Source organism: Hymenobacter sp. YC55 (assembly GCF_029433095.1).
Taxonomy (GTDB): Bacteria; Bacteroidota; Bacteroidia; order Cytophagales; family Hymenobacteraceae; genus Hymenobacter.
Window position 1 is genome coordinate 36,781 of record NZ_JARNTX010000001.1, and the last position, 14,740, is coordinate 51,520.

Annotated in this window: 12 protein-coding genes; 7 read left to right on the top strand and 5 right to left on the bottom strand. The window is 55.4% G+C overall.

The genetic code is table 11. The features are described 5' to 3' along the window. The first annotated feature begins 283 nt into the window (after positions 1-283). From mrdA to P1X16_RS00170, 3 genes are all read left to right on the top strand, one after another. The gene (gene mrdA, locus P1X16_RS00160; protein ID WP_277225192.1) at positions 284-2,125 is read left to right on the top strand and encodes a penicillin-binding protein 2; all 1,842 of its coding nucleotides are present in this window, start codon (positions 284-286) and stop codon (positions 2,123-2,125) included. A gap of 97 nt (positions 2,126-2,222) precedes the next feature. Continuing rightward, positions 2,223-3,518, top strand: a complete 1,296-nt coding sequence (gene rodA, locus P1X16_RS00165) for a rod shape-determining protein RodA (RefSeq protein ID WP_277225194.1) — start codon at positions 2,223-2,225, stop codon at positions 3,516-3,518. A 49-nt stretch (positions 3,519-3,567) separates the two neighbouring features. Further along, positions 3,568-5,157, top strand: coding sequence for a hypothetical protein (locus P1X16_RS00170; protein ID WP_277225196.1), 1,590 nt, complete (start codon positions 3,568-3,570; stop codon positions 5,155-5,157). A 7-nt stretch (positions 5,158-5,164) separates the two neighbouring features. Here the strand turns inward: P1X16_RS00170 and P1X16_RS00175 are convergent, their stop codons facing one another. Beyond that, complete coding sequence (locus P1X16_RS00175; RefSeq protein ID WP_277225198.1) at positions 5,165-6,208, bottom strand: hypothetical protein; 1,044 nt, start codon at positions 6,206-6,208, stop codon at positions 5,165-5,167. Positions 6,209-6,345: 137 nt separating this feature from the next. Continuing rightward, the gene (locus P1X16_RS00180; RefSeq protein WP_277225200.1) at positions 6,346-7,527 is read right to left on the bottom strand and encodes a hypothetical protein; all 1,182 of its coding nucleotides are present in this window, start codon (positions 7,525-7,527) and stop codon (positions 6,346-6,348) included. A gap of 35 nt (positions 7,528-7,562) precedes the next feature. Here P1X16_RS00180 and P1X16_RS00185 point away from each other — a divergent pair, with 35 nt between their 5' ends. From P1X16_RS00185 to recO, 4 genes are all read left to right on the top strand, one after another. Continuing rightward, entirely contained in the window at positions 7,563-7,886 is a 324-nt protein-coding gene (locus tag P1X16_RS00185) for a 2Fe-2S iron-sulfur cluster-binding protein (protein ID WP_277225205.1), read from the top strand. A gap of 174 nt (positions 7,887-8,060) precedes the next feature. Further along, the gene (locus tag P1X16_RS00190; RefSeq protein WP_277225207.1) at positions 8,061-8,684 is read left to right on the top strand and encodes a thymidine kinase; all 624 of its coding nucleotides are present in this window, start codon (positions 8,061-8,063) and stop codon (positions 8,682-8,684) included. A gap of 71 nt (positions 8,685-8,755) precedes the next feature. Beyond that, the gene (locus tag P1X16_RS00195) at positions 8,756-11,095 is read left to right on the top strand and encodes a two-component regulator propeller domain-containing protein (RefSeq protein WP_277225209.1); all 2,340 of its coding nucleotides are present in this window, start codon (positions 8,756-8,758) and stop codon (positions 11,093-11,095) included. A gap of 76 nt (positions 11,096-11,171) precedes the next feature. Further along, positions 11,172-11,888 (top strand): DNA repair protein RecO, encoded by a 717-nt coding sequence (recO, locus tag P1X16_RS00200; RefSeq protein WP_277225210.1) that lies wholly within the window; start codon positions 11,172-11,174, stop codon positions 11,886-11,888. Positions 11,889-11,972: 84 nt separating this feature from the next. Here recO and P1X16_RS00205 read toward each other — a convergent pair whose 3' ends face one another. From P1X16_RS00205 to P1X16_RS00215, 3 genes are all read right to left on the bottom strand, one after another. After that, entirely contained in the window at positions 11,973-12,959 is a 987-nt protein-coding gene (locus P1X16_RS00205; RefSeq protein WP_277225211.1) for an FKBP-type peptidyl-prolyl cis-trans isomerase, read from the bottom strand. A gap of 129 nt (positions 12,960-13,088) precedes the next feature. After that, positions 13,089-13,691 carry an FKBP-type peptidyl-prolyl cis-trans isomerase gene (locus P1X16_RS00210; protein ID WP_277225214.1) on the bottom strand — a complete coding sequence of 201 codons (603 nt, stop codon included), beginning with the start codon at positions 13,689-13,691 and terminating at the stop codon, positions 13,089-13,091. A gap of 57 nt (positions 13,692-13,748) precedes the next feature. Continuing rightward, positions 13,749-14,708 carry an FKBP-type peptidyl-prolyl cis-trans isomerase gene (locus P1X16_RS00215; protein WP_277225217.1) on the bottom strand — a complete coding sequence of 320 codons (960 nt, stop codon included), beginning with the start codon at positions 14,706-14,708 and terminating at the stop codon, positions 13,749-13,751. Between the last annotated feature and the right edge of the window lie 32 nt (positions 14,709-14,740).

Consider the following 14,740-nt stretch of genomic DNA (forward strand, 5'->3'; position numbering starts at 1 on the left):
AAGGAACGGTCATGCTGAGCGCAGTGTAACGAAGCCGAAGCATCTCGCTAGTGTGGTAAACTCCTCTTAGCAGTTCAACGATTCGAGCGAGATGCTTCGGCTTCGTTACACTGCGCTCAGCATGACAGTAGTATCACAACGTCAGCACGCGAAATACTTCGATTCCGTTGCGCATGACATAAGAGTTCTTTTCTGCCTCACTCACGGAGGCAGTCACTCTCTGGTGTATCTTTGTGAATCCGGCCGGGTGGCCGCAAATGCTTTCTAATCAGAATATACGGCTTTGCAATACCTAGAAGGACGGCGGTATGTGGTGATGGCTATTTTCCTGGTGGTGGCTATCACCTTTGGCGCCCGTCTATTTTACATTCAAGTGCTCGACGGTAGCTACAAGCTGGCCGCCGACCGCAACACGCTTCAGCGCATCGTGCAGGTGCCGTACCGTGGCCTGATCTACGACCGCAACAACCAGTTGCTGGTGCAGAACACCCCGGTCTACGACCTGATGGTGGTGCCGCGTGAGGTGAAACAGCTAGACACGTTGCGCTTTTGTGAGCTATTGCAACTGCCGCTCGAGGAAGTGCGCGAAGGGTTGAAAGCGGCGCGTAGCTACAGCCGCGTGAAAGCGTCGCCACTGGTTCAGAACCTGAGCACGCGCGAACTGGCAACCATCCAAGACAACCTAATCGATTTTCCTGGCTTCAGCATAAAGGCCCGCATGGCGCGCTCATACCGCACCGAGAACATGGCCCACGCGCTAGGCTACGTAGGCTCTATCACGCCTGGGCTGCTGCAAAGTGAGCGGTTTGCAAAATACCTGCCCGGCGATTTTGTGGGTGTTAACGGCCTGGAATCGTTTTACGAGCAGCAGTTGATGGGCCGCCGCGGGGTGCAGTACAAAATGGTGAACGTACGCGGCATCGAGAAGGGCGCTTTTCGAAACGGTGAGTTCGACACCCTGTCGGTGGCCGGGCAGGACTTGCATACCAGCATTGACATCGAGCTGCAGAAATACGGCGAGATGCTGATGAAAAACAAACGCGGCTACATCGTGGCCATCGAACCGAAGACCGGTGAAATCCTGGCCATGGTATCGGCGCCCGCCTACGAACCCTCTATTCTGACGGGCAAGGGCATGGGCAACCGCTACATGGAATTGCAGAACGATACCACCAAGCCTCTCTTCAACCGCCCTTTGATGGCGAAGTACTCGCCTGGCTCGGTATTCAAAGTGGTAAACGAGCTGGTAGCGTTGCAAATGGGTGTAGTAACGCCGCAAACGGCTTTCGACTGCAACTGGAAGCTGGTGCGGTGCACTCACCGCCACGAGTACCCAAGCAACGTAGGCATTGCCATCAAGCAGAGCTGCAACCCGTATTTCTACCAGGTGATGCGGGCTGCCGTACTGCGTGGCCGCTCTGCCAACCGCTTCGAAGATTCCCGCTTGGGGCTAGCCGATTGGCGAAACAAAGTAATGGCCTTTGGGCTGGGTGATAAGCTAGGCGTTGATATCCGGAGCGAGATTGGGGGGCTGGTGCCCTCTCCGGAGTACTATGACAAACGCCTTAAGACCCGCCGCTGGAACTACAAAACAGTGTATTCGCTCAGCATTGGGCAGGGCGAGTTGAGCGTTACGGGTTTGCAAATGGCCAATATTATGGCCATTGTCGCCAATCGGGGATGGTACTACACGCCGCATTTCGTGCGGGGTGTTGGTACTGGTGGTCCGTTGCCGCAGTACACTGTGCGCCACACGGTGGGAGTTGATGCGCAGCATTTTGAAGCCATAATTCCGGGTATGCAGGCCGTAGTGGATGGCCGTGGTGGTACTGGCGAAAATGCTTCCTTGCTGGATGTAGGTATTTCAGTGGCTGGCAAAACGGGTACCGTACAGAACTACCACGGCGAAGACCACGCCACCTTCGCAGCTTTCGCGCCGGCCGAAGACCCCAAAATTGCCATTGCCGTTTTCATTGAAAATGCTGGTTTCGGGGGTTCTTCCGCTGCTCCTATGGCATCTTTGATGATGGAGAAATATCTGCGCGGGAAAGTAGCGCCGTGGCGGCACCGCTGGGAAGTTTGGCTGCAAAGCCCCGCCAGCCGGTTTATCAGGCGTCACCGCTAGCAGCTTATCCGGCTGGCTAGTCAGTACCTCTAAATAATTTAACAGATGAACTTCACTGCAGCGTCTGCTGCCCGGTCATCCTCAATACCTATCCAAAATGCCCACCTCTCCAGCTAGATACTCGCGCAGCCTCGATTGGGTGACTGTGCTCATCTACCTGCTGATGGTTGGCCTGGGCTGGCTCAGCGTGTACGCGGCCAGCTACTCGCCCGATGCGCCCGCCGACCCCCTGCGCAACCTCAGCTTCTCGGAGCTGATGGCTTTCAACTGGTTCAAGCAAATCCTGTGGATTGGTACCGCGCTGGCGCTTATTGTCGTGCTGGTGGTTATCGACTATAAGGCCTACGATACGTTTGCTTTCGTGCTGTATGGGGGCATGATTGTGCTGCTGCTGGTCACGATGGTGGTGGCCCGACCCATTGCGGGGTCGCGCTCCTGGCTGGAGCTGGGGCCCGTGCGCCTGCAGCCCGCCGAATTTGCTAAGTTCACGACGGCCTTGGTGGTGTCGAGGTTTATGGCCAGCATCAATCTGCGCCAGCAAAACTTCCGCGACCAGCTCGTGCTGGCCGGACTTACGCTATTGCCCCCGCTGCTGATTCTGGCTTCCAATGAAACTGGGCAGGCACTGGTGTTTGGGGCTTTTCTGCTGGCCTATTTCCGGGAAGGTATGTCGCCGCTGATTCTGCTGATTCTGGCCGCGGCAGGCATAATTCTGATACTAGCGTTGCTGGTGCCTAAGCTGTGGCTGGTGGGCGTGTTTACCCTAATATTGGGGTTGGTACTAGGGCTCAACCGCAAAGCACTGCGCCACCATTTGCCGCTTTCCTTGAGCGTGTGGGCGGTGGTTATCGGGATGGTGTTTGGGGTTGACTTCTTTTTCAATAATGTGCTTCAGGCGCACCAGCGCAAGCGCATCGAGGTGCTTATCAACCCCTCCGCCGACCCGTTGGGCGTAGGCTGGAACGTCACTCAGTCCAAGATTGCCATTGGCTCCGGTGGCTTACTAGGCAAAGGCTTCTTGCAAGGCACGCAAACCAAATTCGACTTTGTGCCCGAACAGAGCACCGACTTTATTTTCTGTACCGTAGGGGAGGAGTGGGGCTGGTTGGGTTCTACTGCCGTCATCATCCTGTTTATGGTTCTGCTGTGGCGCATTCTGTACGTGGCGGAGCGGCAGAAATCGGTGTTTGGCCGCACCTATGGGTATTGTGTGGCCAGTATCTTCTTTTTTCACTTTGCCATAAACGTTGGTATGACCATTGGGCTGGCGCCGGTAGTTGGTATTCCGCTGCCTTTCTTTAGCTACGGGGGCTCGTCGTTGTGGTCTTTCACCACGCTTCTGTTTATTTTGCTGGGCATCGATGCCTACCGTAAGCAGGATTTAGAGCGGTAGATGCCCGTAGCCCGCGAGCTGCGTTTTTCTCTACTTTGCGCTGCTGCCCTTGCCACTTGCTTCTTCTGTTGTTGCCACGCCGCTAGGCTTTGTAGGTTCTAAGCGGGCAGAATGGTTGGTTATCGGGTTGTTGACGGGCCTGTGTTTGCTGTTGCCAACCCACAACTCCACGCTCGACGCCTGGTACTATGCTGCTTGCGTCCGGCACGGGCACGAGTTGTTTCAGCCGCACCACTTGCTCTACAACGCGGTGGGTTGGCTGTGGCTGCGTATGCTGCCAGCGCAGGTAGATGTGTTGGCGGCCCTCAAGGTTCTCAACGCTTTGGCGTTTGGCGGTTGCCTGCTGGTGCTGCGCGACTTACTGCGCCGGGTAGGCGGCGCTACTGCTCCCGTTGCGGGTTGGCTACTGGTGGTAGGCAGCAGCTTCGGCATGCTGCGTTTCGCCACTGAAAACGAGACCTACATTCTGCCCCTGCTGCTTTCTTTGTTGGCTAGCCGGAGTTGGTGGCGAGCTGCGCTGGAAAATAAAAGTCGGCAGTGGATTACGGCTGGCGGGTGGGCCGCCGCTGCTGCGTTGCTTCACCAGATTCATGCATTTTGGTGGCTGGCTTTGCTGCTCGGTACGCTAACCGCAGGGCCTGTTGGTCGTTGGCGCAAAGTGGTACTGTATGTGTTGCCGGCACTGGTAGTACCGTTGGCTTACATGGCGGCAATGCCGAGCTGGAAGCTGCCATTTACCCCGCTTGCTTTCTGGCACTTTGTATTCCACGACTTGTACACTGGCCACGCGGGTGCCCGGCCTTCGGGCCGTACGTTGCTACTGACGACTATCAATCTGATTCGCACGTTTGGGCAGGTGCACGGTTCCACGCTGGCCTTGCTGAAGCGCTGGCCCGCTCCAGGAGGTTTGGCGCTACTGAGTGCGGTGCTGATGCTGCTGGCCTTTCGGAGACTATGGAAAACTCGACGCGCAGGTGCCTCTGGGTTTTTAGGAAGTTTCCCGCAGGTTTTTCCTGCTTCGGCTGTAGTGCCCCAGCGACTGTTTTGGCGTACACATTTGCTGGCCTTGGCTCTACAAGTGGGGTGTGCAGTCTGGGCAGAAGGCAACGCCGAATTTATGGTAATGTTACCGGCGTTGCTGGCGCTTTTGCTGGTGAACATGCCAGATATAGACGCCGCTTTGCCCTGGGCTGGCACTTCCTTGCTGCTCTGGAACCTCACGTTTGGGTTGTTGCCCGCTTATGCGCTGCGCCTCACCAATACAGCTCCGTTGCTAGCCCGCATCCAGCAGGAGCCAGGGGCTTGGTGGCTGCTAGCCGATCCCAACCTTATTCTGAATCAGCTTCATTATCATACTGGGCAGGCTACCGGCCCTGCCAATGTGCTACCCGCGCCCGCGCTCTTAGTGCAGCGGCCGGGCCAGTCGCCAGCGCGCTTCCGGGCATGGCTGGCAGCGCGCCGGGCAGCTGGGCAACACGTTTACACCGATGCCCTCGGCGGCCCCAATCTCCTCGACCGCGCCCGCCTCACCCAAGGTGGCGACGAAGTCCAACGACAGTTACTAACGGGCTACCGCCTCGCCCGCATCGATTCTTTCGCTACGTCTTTCGGACCTGTGTATCTAACAGAAATCGAGTAGTAGGCCGCTACTTTTTCGAGGCAGGAGCATCTAGTTGCTTGATATCTAACTGCTGCGTGAGCACCAGTGCAAAAGCCACCGCAAACACGGGTGCAGCTAAGAAACCCATGCGGCCCAAGTCGCTGGAAAGAAGCATGTGCACTACCACCACCGCCACAAAAGCTGCGCCTGACCAACCGAATTGCGTAACCCAGCCAGGAACCTGTCCGCGCCGCCAGCCGAGTAGGAGCGCCAGCCAAAAGAAACCGAACACACTGAATATTTCGCCAATTCCTTTCACCGAAAACAACCGGCGAAGCGAGTAACCTAAGTTTTCAATATGATCAAGCGCGTTGTGCACACTGGCTGCGGGCGGAGCACCAATGCGGGTATCAATCCAGTACCGAACTCCAAAGGCCACTGCAGCGCCTAAAAGCAGCCACGCTAGCTGTACAGGCCACCGCAGCGCTCGGCGGCCAAATACCAGCAACCACGGCACCAGAAACACAAACGACTCCTTGGCCAGCAACCCCAGCAATAGCACCCACACCAATACCGCCCCCGAGCTACTGCGGGCTGCATAAAACGCCAGCGCAAACACCAGGATATACAGACTGTCAACCAGCGGCAGTCCGCTCGTGTACACGGCCCACCGACTGCACAGCACGGCTACCACTGCCAGCGCTGCCGCTGCTACTGAGGCGCCGTACAGCCGACAAGTTTCGTACAAAACTAGGCCTGTGCCTGCCATGAGCAGCGTGTTGAGTAAGTAAAAGGCGAGCCGTAGCGGCCACTCGGTAGCAGCGCGCTGGGGCCAAATGCGGGCATACACTTGCTCGAGGGGCCAGGCTATAGCGGCCGCGGCAGCAGGCACCAGCACCCGGTAGCGTCGCGTCACGTTTACGTCGGCAAACTCGCCCCTAGCTATCCGCAGGTAGCTGCGGGTATCCAAGGAATGCGAGAAATCATAGTGCACGTACATCGTGTAAGCTGGCCCTGCCAGTACCCCTAGCGCCAGCAGATACACCAGCACCAGTTCCCGCCACCGCGCCTTCCTTATCGTCTTTAACACTAGGATGAGCTTTAAAATGAAATCAGTGTTTCACACCTAATGAGAGATGCACTAGGAACATACCCACAAACAAAGAACGTCATGCTGAGCTTGTTGCCGCATGACGTTCTTCGTTGGCTTACGTGTTGTGCTTTGGTTTAAGCAAACTTTCGGTCTATTAGCTTGAGGAGCTTGTTTACGTGCTCGTCTTTGCGGGTCCAGTCGTACTTACTGGCTAGCTGTTGGCTCACGTAGCGCTTCGCTGTGTCGGCATCAGGTAAGGTGTCGAGGTGCTGAATAGCAGCATGGTACTCCATGTTTTCGCCCCCAAACAGCTCGTTGATAAAGCTGAAGCGCTGGTTGATGGAAATTGCTTCGCGCAAGGTTTCCACTTTTGGCGCCTGCTCTGCTAGGGTAGCGGCGGGGCGCTCAGGGCGGAGCGTTTCGCTCAGCGTTTGCCCAGCCGGCTGATTAGCCTTCAACTTTTCATAGAGCGGCACTGCCGTCGGCTGGGCTTCACCCTGCACCGGTGCCCCTTCCACGGCGGCCGCAGCAGGTTTGACTTCGGCCAGTACGGCAGGCTTCAGTATTGGCTTTTCAGGCTCCGGCACAGGTGCCACCGCCGTACGAACAGGCTCGGGTGCTGGAGTTTCAGCCCGAGGTGCTACCACCGGTTCTGGAGCAGCAACTGTGGTAGCAGCCGGCGCGGCAGCACCTTGCAGCTCATCTTCGCGCAACGGCAGCAAGGCATTAAACTCTGCTACCAGCGCAGCCACTGGCTGTTGAAGTTGCTTGTTGGCTTCCTGATACAGGCGGAACCGCTTCAGCAGGTCTTGCCGTTCTAGCGCGCCCTCTGTGGGCAGGCCATCTATGAAGTCTTGATAAAGCGGCTTGTTGAAGTCGAGGTAGCGGAGGGCGTCGCGCAACTGGGCAGTGGTCGTAGTCGGCTGACGGTCGAGTAGCTTATGGTCGAGCGTCTCAGCTGGGTCTTGAGCGGCCGCCAGCGTGTCGGCAACGGCCTGCGAGAGCAGCGGTTCGAAAGTAGGGCGGCTAAGCTTGATGCGGCGCGAGAGGACGTTCATGAACTGGGTAAGCGCCGTGCGCACCTCGTCCGCCTCGAAATCGAAATAAGGGCTGCGTAAACGCGCTACTTCTAGCTTCCACTGCGTGAGCAGTTGCTGCACCACAAACAGGTTTACTTGCCGGATAGGCGTGAAACGGAGCACTGCTGGTCCGTCGAGAGTGGCAGTGGGGCGGGCGCCAAAATGTTGGTCGCAGAGGTGGGCAGCCAGCTTGCGGCCGTATTCTTCGCGTGAGGTCGTACTATATTTGTCGTTCATTGGAAAGCCAGATTCAGGTCTGAAAGTTAAGGAAAATGCCTACGCTCACCGTGCAAAACCTGCCTGCCACCGTGCCTGTACCCCCCAACAGTACGCTGCTGGCGGCCCTACAAGCCGCTGGCTACGACTGGATGCACGCCTGCGGGGCGAAGGGGCGCTGCACTACTTGCCGCATCATTTTGGTAAGCGGTGCCGAGGCCCTAACGCCTCCTACCGCAGCAGAATTGCGCTACCGGTCCGCCAACCGCTTGCAGGAAAACGAGCGCCTAACTTGCCAAACCCGCCTTCCCGAGGGTGCCGTAACCGGGCGCGTCCCAGAAGCCACCAAGCTGCCGCACATGCAGTATCTAGTGGAGTAACGGAGTGGCTGACTACCTGACTACTAGCTTTCCGGAGGCGGAAAACCGCCGAAAAGTGGTAGTGTCTTCCGGTAGTAAAGTTGTAATTTGGGCTGTCAAGCTGAAGGCGTAGCGGCTCGAAAGCCACTAAACGCCTTACTCAGTTACTCCTTCACTTAGTTACGCCCAACGAAGTTGTTTATTGAACCCCGCGGCGGCCATGGCCGCGACGTACCCCGCCGGGGCTGGATTGAAGTGGTGTGCGGCTCGATGTTCTCGGGTAAAACCGAAGAACTAATTCGTCGGCTCAACCGCGCCAAAATAGCCCGGCAGCGGGTGGAAATCTTCAAGCCCACCCTCGATACCCGCTACCACGTCGAAGACGTAGTGTCGCACAATGCCAACAGCATCCGCTCGACGCCGGTACCGCTGGCGCAGGAAATGTTGCTATTGGCTAGCGGCTCCGACGTCGTCGGCATTGATGAAGCCCAATTCTTCGACGAGAGTTTGGTGGAAGTATGCGTGCAACTGGCCAACCGCGGCACCCGCGTCATCGTGGCGGGCCTCGATATGGATTTCCAGGGCCGCCCCTTCGGCCCCATACCCGCCCTGATGGCCGTCGCTGAATTCGTAACCAAAGTGCACGCTATCTGCGTGTGCTGCGGTGAAATAGCTTCTTACTCGTTTCGGGTAGCGGCTTCCGAAGACAAAATATTGCTCGGCGAAACCGATGCGTACGAAGCTCGTTGTCGGCCCTGCTTTTTAGCCGGCATGCAGGAAAAATCGGGGATTGAAGCTGCGGCGCAGCGCAAACACTAAACACCAAGCTCAGGCGTTGAACTATCGTTTCGTGACGGTTCTATAACCAAGTAGGTCTTTATCTTTCGTTTATGATTCCTCTGCTACGCACGTTGCGCCATATCACGCTTTTATTGGTTGGTTTGCTTTTGGTTGCCCCGGCTACATTGCAGGCCCAGAGCACAGCTGGCTTCGGCGATTGGCAGCTGCACCTGCCCAACAACCGCGCACGGGCAATGGCCGATGCTGGCCAGCGTATTTATGTGGCTACCGATGACGTCTTATTCTACTTCGATAAGGAAACCAATACCACGACCCTACTCTCGCGCCGCGATGGGCTCAACGGTGTAGGGGTCACTACTGTAGCCTACGATTCAGTGAGCCAGCAAGTGCTGGTAGCTTATCGGGATGCTGGCCTCGACCTGCTGAGTGCCGACGGTACCCGCATTCGCAACATCAACGACATTAAGCGCAAACAGATAGCGGGCACCAAAACCATTAACCATATTTCGTTTAATGGCCGTTATGCCTATTTATCCTGCGATTTTGGTTTGGTTGTAGTGGACATGACCAAGCTGGAAGTGCGCGACACGTTCACCAACATTGGTCCGCTTGGGGCTGCTATAAAGGCTTACGCCACCACCGTAGCAAACGGCTTTCTGTTTGTAGCTACCGATAAAGGAATTTTACGGGCCAGCCTCACCGCCGATCAGGCCAACTTTCGCAGTTGGAGCCTAGATCTGCCGGCTCCGGATAATACGATTCGGGCGTTGGCTACCTTCAATGGCCAAGCATACGCAGGCCGTAGTTTTAGTAACCCTCTGCGGTATGTAGTGGGTAGAGGGTGGGAGCCGGTTTATAGCTACTATGCCGGACAGTATCAGAATCTTACTCCTTCCAGGGCTGGTTTGCTGATCACAGCTGATCAGAAAGTATCCATCCTTAGTTCAGCGAATACGGTGAGTGTTCTGGCAGGTGCCGGGTCGGTCACCTTTCCCCAAGCGGCCCTTCGCTCGCGGGATGGTGCTTTCTACATTGCTGACTATCAACGGGGCTTGGTCAGAACTACCGACCGGCAGAACTTCGAGGCTTTCGTCAACAACGCGCCGCAGGAAGCTACCTCGTTTGGCTTGCTAGCCGACGCCCGCACCAACACGGTGAATATTTTTACTGGAGGCTTCACCGAAAATTCTTCACAACGAGAGTTTACGAAGGGGTTCTACGAGTATAAGGATGGAAAATGGACGAATTACACCAGAGAAAATTTACCTAGTGCCACTCAGTTCCCCGACATCAAGGACTTAGTTCGTGGTACTAAAGCCGCCGACGGGACCTTGTATATTGCTAGCTACGGTGGGGGACTCCTACGCTGGAATGGACCCGGTGATTTCAAGCAATATAGGCAGGGCACTCCAGGGGTGCCACTAGTCAGCGAGTACGCAGATAACCCTTTATTCACTCGTGTAACAGACGTCGCCACCGCCGCCAACGGTGACATATGGGTGGCCACACGTCATACTTTGCGGCCAGGCCCAAGTTTGCATGTGCTTACCCCGAGCACTGACACGTGGCGTACCATCCCATTTTCTGAGCTCAATAATCTTAATCGGCTTGTACTTGATGATTTTGGGGGCGTTTGGGTTTCACAGTTCCGAAGTACTGGTGCAGGGCTTTATGCATATGATGACAATTCAAAAGGTGCACCAGTATACTTCACTAAAAGCAATGGTGGATTGCCCGATGACGACGTGTGGGCTATAGCGAAGGACCGCAAAGGCGCAATATGGGTCGCTACCGGCAAAGGAGTTGCCTATTTAGATGATCCTAGCTCGGCATTTGTAGCCGGGGGTATCACAGCTTTCTCAGCTCCCATTGTGCGGCGCGGAGAAGGAACTGGCTTTAATGCTCTCGAAAATGATGTGGTCAAGGCGCTGGCCGTAGATGGCGCGAACCGCAAATGGTTTGGCACCGAGCGGGGGCTGTGGCTGTTCAGCGAAAACGGCGACGAAGGCCTGCTGCATTTCACCACCGACAACAGCCCGCTGCCATCCAATAGCATCGTGGATATAGCCGTAAACGACCGTACCGGGGAAGTATTTGTGGCTACCGATGCCGGTGTGGTGTCGTATCGTGGCTCGGCTACCGTGACGGAAGGGGTGCCGAAAGATTGCGCCAAAGTATCACCCAACCCCGTCCGTACCAACTTCACGGGGCAGGTAGGCGTAACGGGCTTGGCCAACAACGGTATCGTCAAAATCACCGACGTAACGGGCAAACTCGTGTACCAAACTACGGCCACGGGTGGGGGTGTAATCTGGAACTTAGCCGACTATAATGGCCGCAAGGTACAGTCGGGGGTGTATCTGGTGCTTTCATCGGATGCCGACGGCAAAAACGGCTGCATCAGCAAAATTGCCGTAGTGGAAAAGTAGAGTAGTCAGCTTGTAGTTATTGCACAAAAGCGTTGACGAATCTGTTCTACTAGTTATTCAGCAACAGTTTTTACTCATGTTAATCAAAACCCGCGGTATAGTACTGAGCTACATCAAGTACCGCGAGACCAGTATCATTGCGCGGGTGTACACCGAGCGCTTGGGCCTGCAAAGCTACGTTGTGAACGGGGTGCGCAAAGCCAAGCCACCAGGGCGCATTGCGCTGTTTCAGCCGCTTACCCTGCTGGAATTGGTAGCGTATACTTCCCGAACCGGGGGCCTTACACGACTATCCGAGTTTCGGTGCTCGGAGTCGTACCGTAGCATCCCCTACGACGTGCAGAAAAGCAGCGTGGCGCTGGTACTGTCCGAAATCTTGAACCATACGGTGCTAGAGGAAGAGGAAAATGAGCCGTTATTCAATTTCCTCCACGACAGTTTACTGGCCTTCGATCAGCAATCCAGCGGCAACGAAAATTTCGCGCTTTACTTTTTGCTTAACCTAGCCACTTATCTGGGTTTCGGCGTCGAGAAAGGAGAAGAAATTATCACGCAAGTAGCCTTTGCCGCCACGGTGCCAACGTCGCAGGGCGGAGGCCCTATGGTGTTGCGGCTACAAGAGTTCGAACAGTACTTAGATGAACTGCTGCAAGATCCCGCCCATTCCACCATTCCCAACGGGCGGGTTCGGCGCGAACTGTTAGCCGTCATTATTCGCTACTACCAGCTCCACGTTGAGCGCCTGGGCGAAGTTCGCTCACTGGCAATTCTATCGGAAGTGCTAGCAGAATAAAACATAGCAAGATCAACAACGAAGAGGCCCTTCTACTAACGCAAATCGCACTAGTAGAAGGGCCTCTTCGTTGTTCCTTTCTGTCTACTTCACTTCTACCAGTTCCACGTCAAAGCGGAGAATGGCGTTGGCTGGGATGTCGGGGCCGGCACCGCGGGAGCCATAGGCTAGGGGAGAGGGAATCAGCAGGATGGCTTTTGTGCCCTGAGTAAGAGCTGCCAGGCCTTGGTCCCAGCCAGGAATTACTTGGCCTACACCTAAGGCAAAAGAAATAGGCTTACCACCCTGCTTCTCCGAGGAGTCGAATACCTTACCGTCCAACAGGGTGCCTTTATACAGCACCGATACGGTTTGGCCCGTCTGCGGCTTAGGGCCGGTGCCCGCTTTTGTCACGACGTAGTAAGTGCCGCCCGTCGTTTTTAGCCCTGTCAGGTTGTTTTTCTTTAAGTACGCTTGAATCTGAAGGTCGTCTTTTTGCAAGAGGCGGGCTGCATCCGCTTCAGCTTTCTTTTTGGCTAACTCCATCATCTTCTGTTGGTCGGCCGATGCTTCTTCTTGCGTCATTAGCTTCTGTGCTTTCGCCAGCACGGTCATGGTATTGCCCGCCTTCTTCATGAAAGGTGGTGCTGGCTGGCGGAACGACTTGGCAAACACACTATCGACATTGAACCGAAACACGGCCGAGTCGCCGGGTTGCAGCAGCGCAACGGCGTCTTCGATGCCCCCACGTACTTTCACCTCGCTTAAGGGTAGTTGGGCGGGCATACCCATTAGCTCCTTCCGCGTGCTGAAGAGCAGCGAATCTTTGGCGGTCCGGTACTGAAGATGAGCAGCCAAGATTTTGCCGACGCGCGTTGAATACGTTGGGTCACCGGCCGGATTTACGTCGGTACGCAGTTGGTAGCGGCCGTTGGTTCTGTGGTAGATTTTGTATTCGATGCCAGACGTGGTGCGGCCAAAGCTCTGCACCTGCGCCTGTACCCGTGCTTGTGCCTGCACTGGTTGCCCACTAAACCCGAGCGCAGCAACCAGAACTAGTACAAGCAAAAAAGAACGATGTAATTCAAGCATAGCTTTTTAAAAGAGAAGTCTGATTAGCAATTAGACCGTTAAACAACATCCCGAAAAGCGAATCGGCGGTGGCCAAACCCATTTGGGCCTGTTCCACCGCCGATAACACCATTATAGTTAGTTGCAGTTCTACCGTACATCCAGTACCTCCATGTTGAAGAGCAACGGCTCGTCAACAGGGATGTCGTACGTTCTGGTTGTTTGATTGTATTTTCCAGCAGGGCCGTAGGCTAAGTATGAAGGTATCAGCAGCAGCTTACGGTCGCCTTTTTTCATCTGCAATAATCCCTCGTCCCAGCCTTTAATAACACTTCCAGCACCGACCGTTACAGGAAAACAGCCACAAGGAATACCTTTTTCTGTCGAGTTGTCAAACACCGTATTTTCGTTGGTTTCGCGCAAATAGCGGCCCACGTATTTAACCTCTACCCGGTTGCCACTTATGATGTTGGTCGTGCCCGAGCCCTCCGACAGTTTTACTAGGTAGATTCCATCGTTGGTAGCACCATTCAAACGCTGAAATTGATCGATGCCCGTACCTTCTGTGATGCCGTGGCGAGTCAGATATGCACGAATCAGCCCGTCATCTATGACCTTGTACTCTGCTTGGCGTTTTTCGGCATCCTCCTGTGAGTTGTTATCATCGCTACAGCCTGAAAACAGGGGAGCAGATAATACTAGCAGCAGCGCGGCCACGCGGAAGAGTAGGGAGCGTTTGAAACGGTTTTTCATAAGAATAAGCGGCAAAAAGGTAAAATGCCGCACCGGCTATCCGGTGCGGCTTTGGCTTTACTTTACATCCACCAACTCCACATCGAAGCGTAAGGGTGCATCGGCGGGGATGTCGGTACCGGCACCGCGCTGTCCGTAAGCTAGCGGTGAAGGAATCAATATGGTGGCTTTGCTACCCTTGCTGAGCAACGGAATAGCCCGGTCCCAACCCGGAATAACTTGGCCTACGCCAATAGCAAAGTCAATTGGCTTACCGTTCTGGGGGGCTTTGTCAGACGAGTCAAAAACCTTACCGTCGAGCAGCATGCCCTTATATTTCACTGATACCGTCTGGCCGGCTTTAGGCTTCGGGCCGGTGCCAGGCGAGGTAACCATGTAGTATACCCCCGACGTGTCTTTCTGCACGTTCAGGTTGTTTTTCTTCACATAGTCCTGCAGAATAGCATCGTCTTTCTTGCTCTGCTCGGCAGCATGGGCCATCATCATTTGCTGCTGCTTCACCATGGCCTGTTGCTGGTCGGCCATCGCCTCGTCGCGGCTCTGTACTTTCTGGGCCTTCACCAGCATGGTCATGGTGTTGCCCGATTTCTTCATGAACGGCGGTACCGGCTGCTTAAACGACTTGGCGAAGATGGTATCCACATTGAAGCGGAACACGGCCGAGTCGCCGGGTTGCAGCAGGGCAATAGCTTCTTCGAGGCCGCCTTTAACCTTCACTTCCTGCAGCTCGATGCGCATCGGAATGCCCATTTGCTGCTTGCGAGAGTTGAAGAGGATAGAATCTTTAGCGGTGCGATATTCCACGTCCAGCGCCAGAATCTTGCCGACCCGGCTCTTGTACGTAGCGTCGCCTTCGGCACTCACCTCACGTGGAGAGTAGGATTTGCCTTCGCTCTTGAAGACTTTGTACTCGATGCCAGACTTAGTTTTTGCGAAGTCGCCGCCTTTGTTGCAGGAGGCTAGGCTCAGGACGCCGGCCGCTACGGCCAAGCTTAGAATGTTGCGATGCAAATGCATGAAGCGGGAAAGGTGGTGAAAAGGAAATTTCA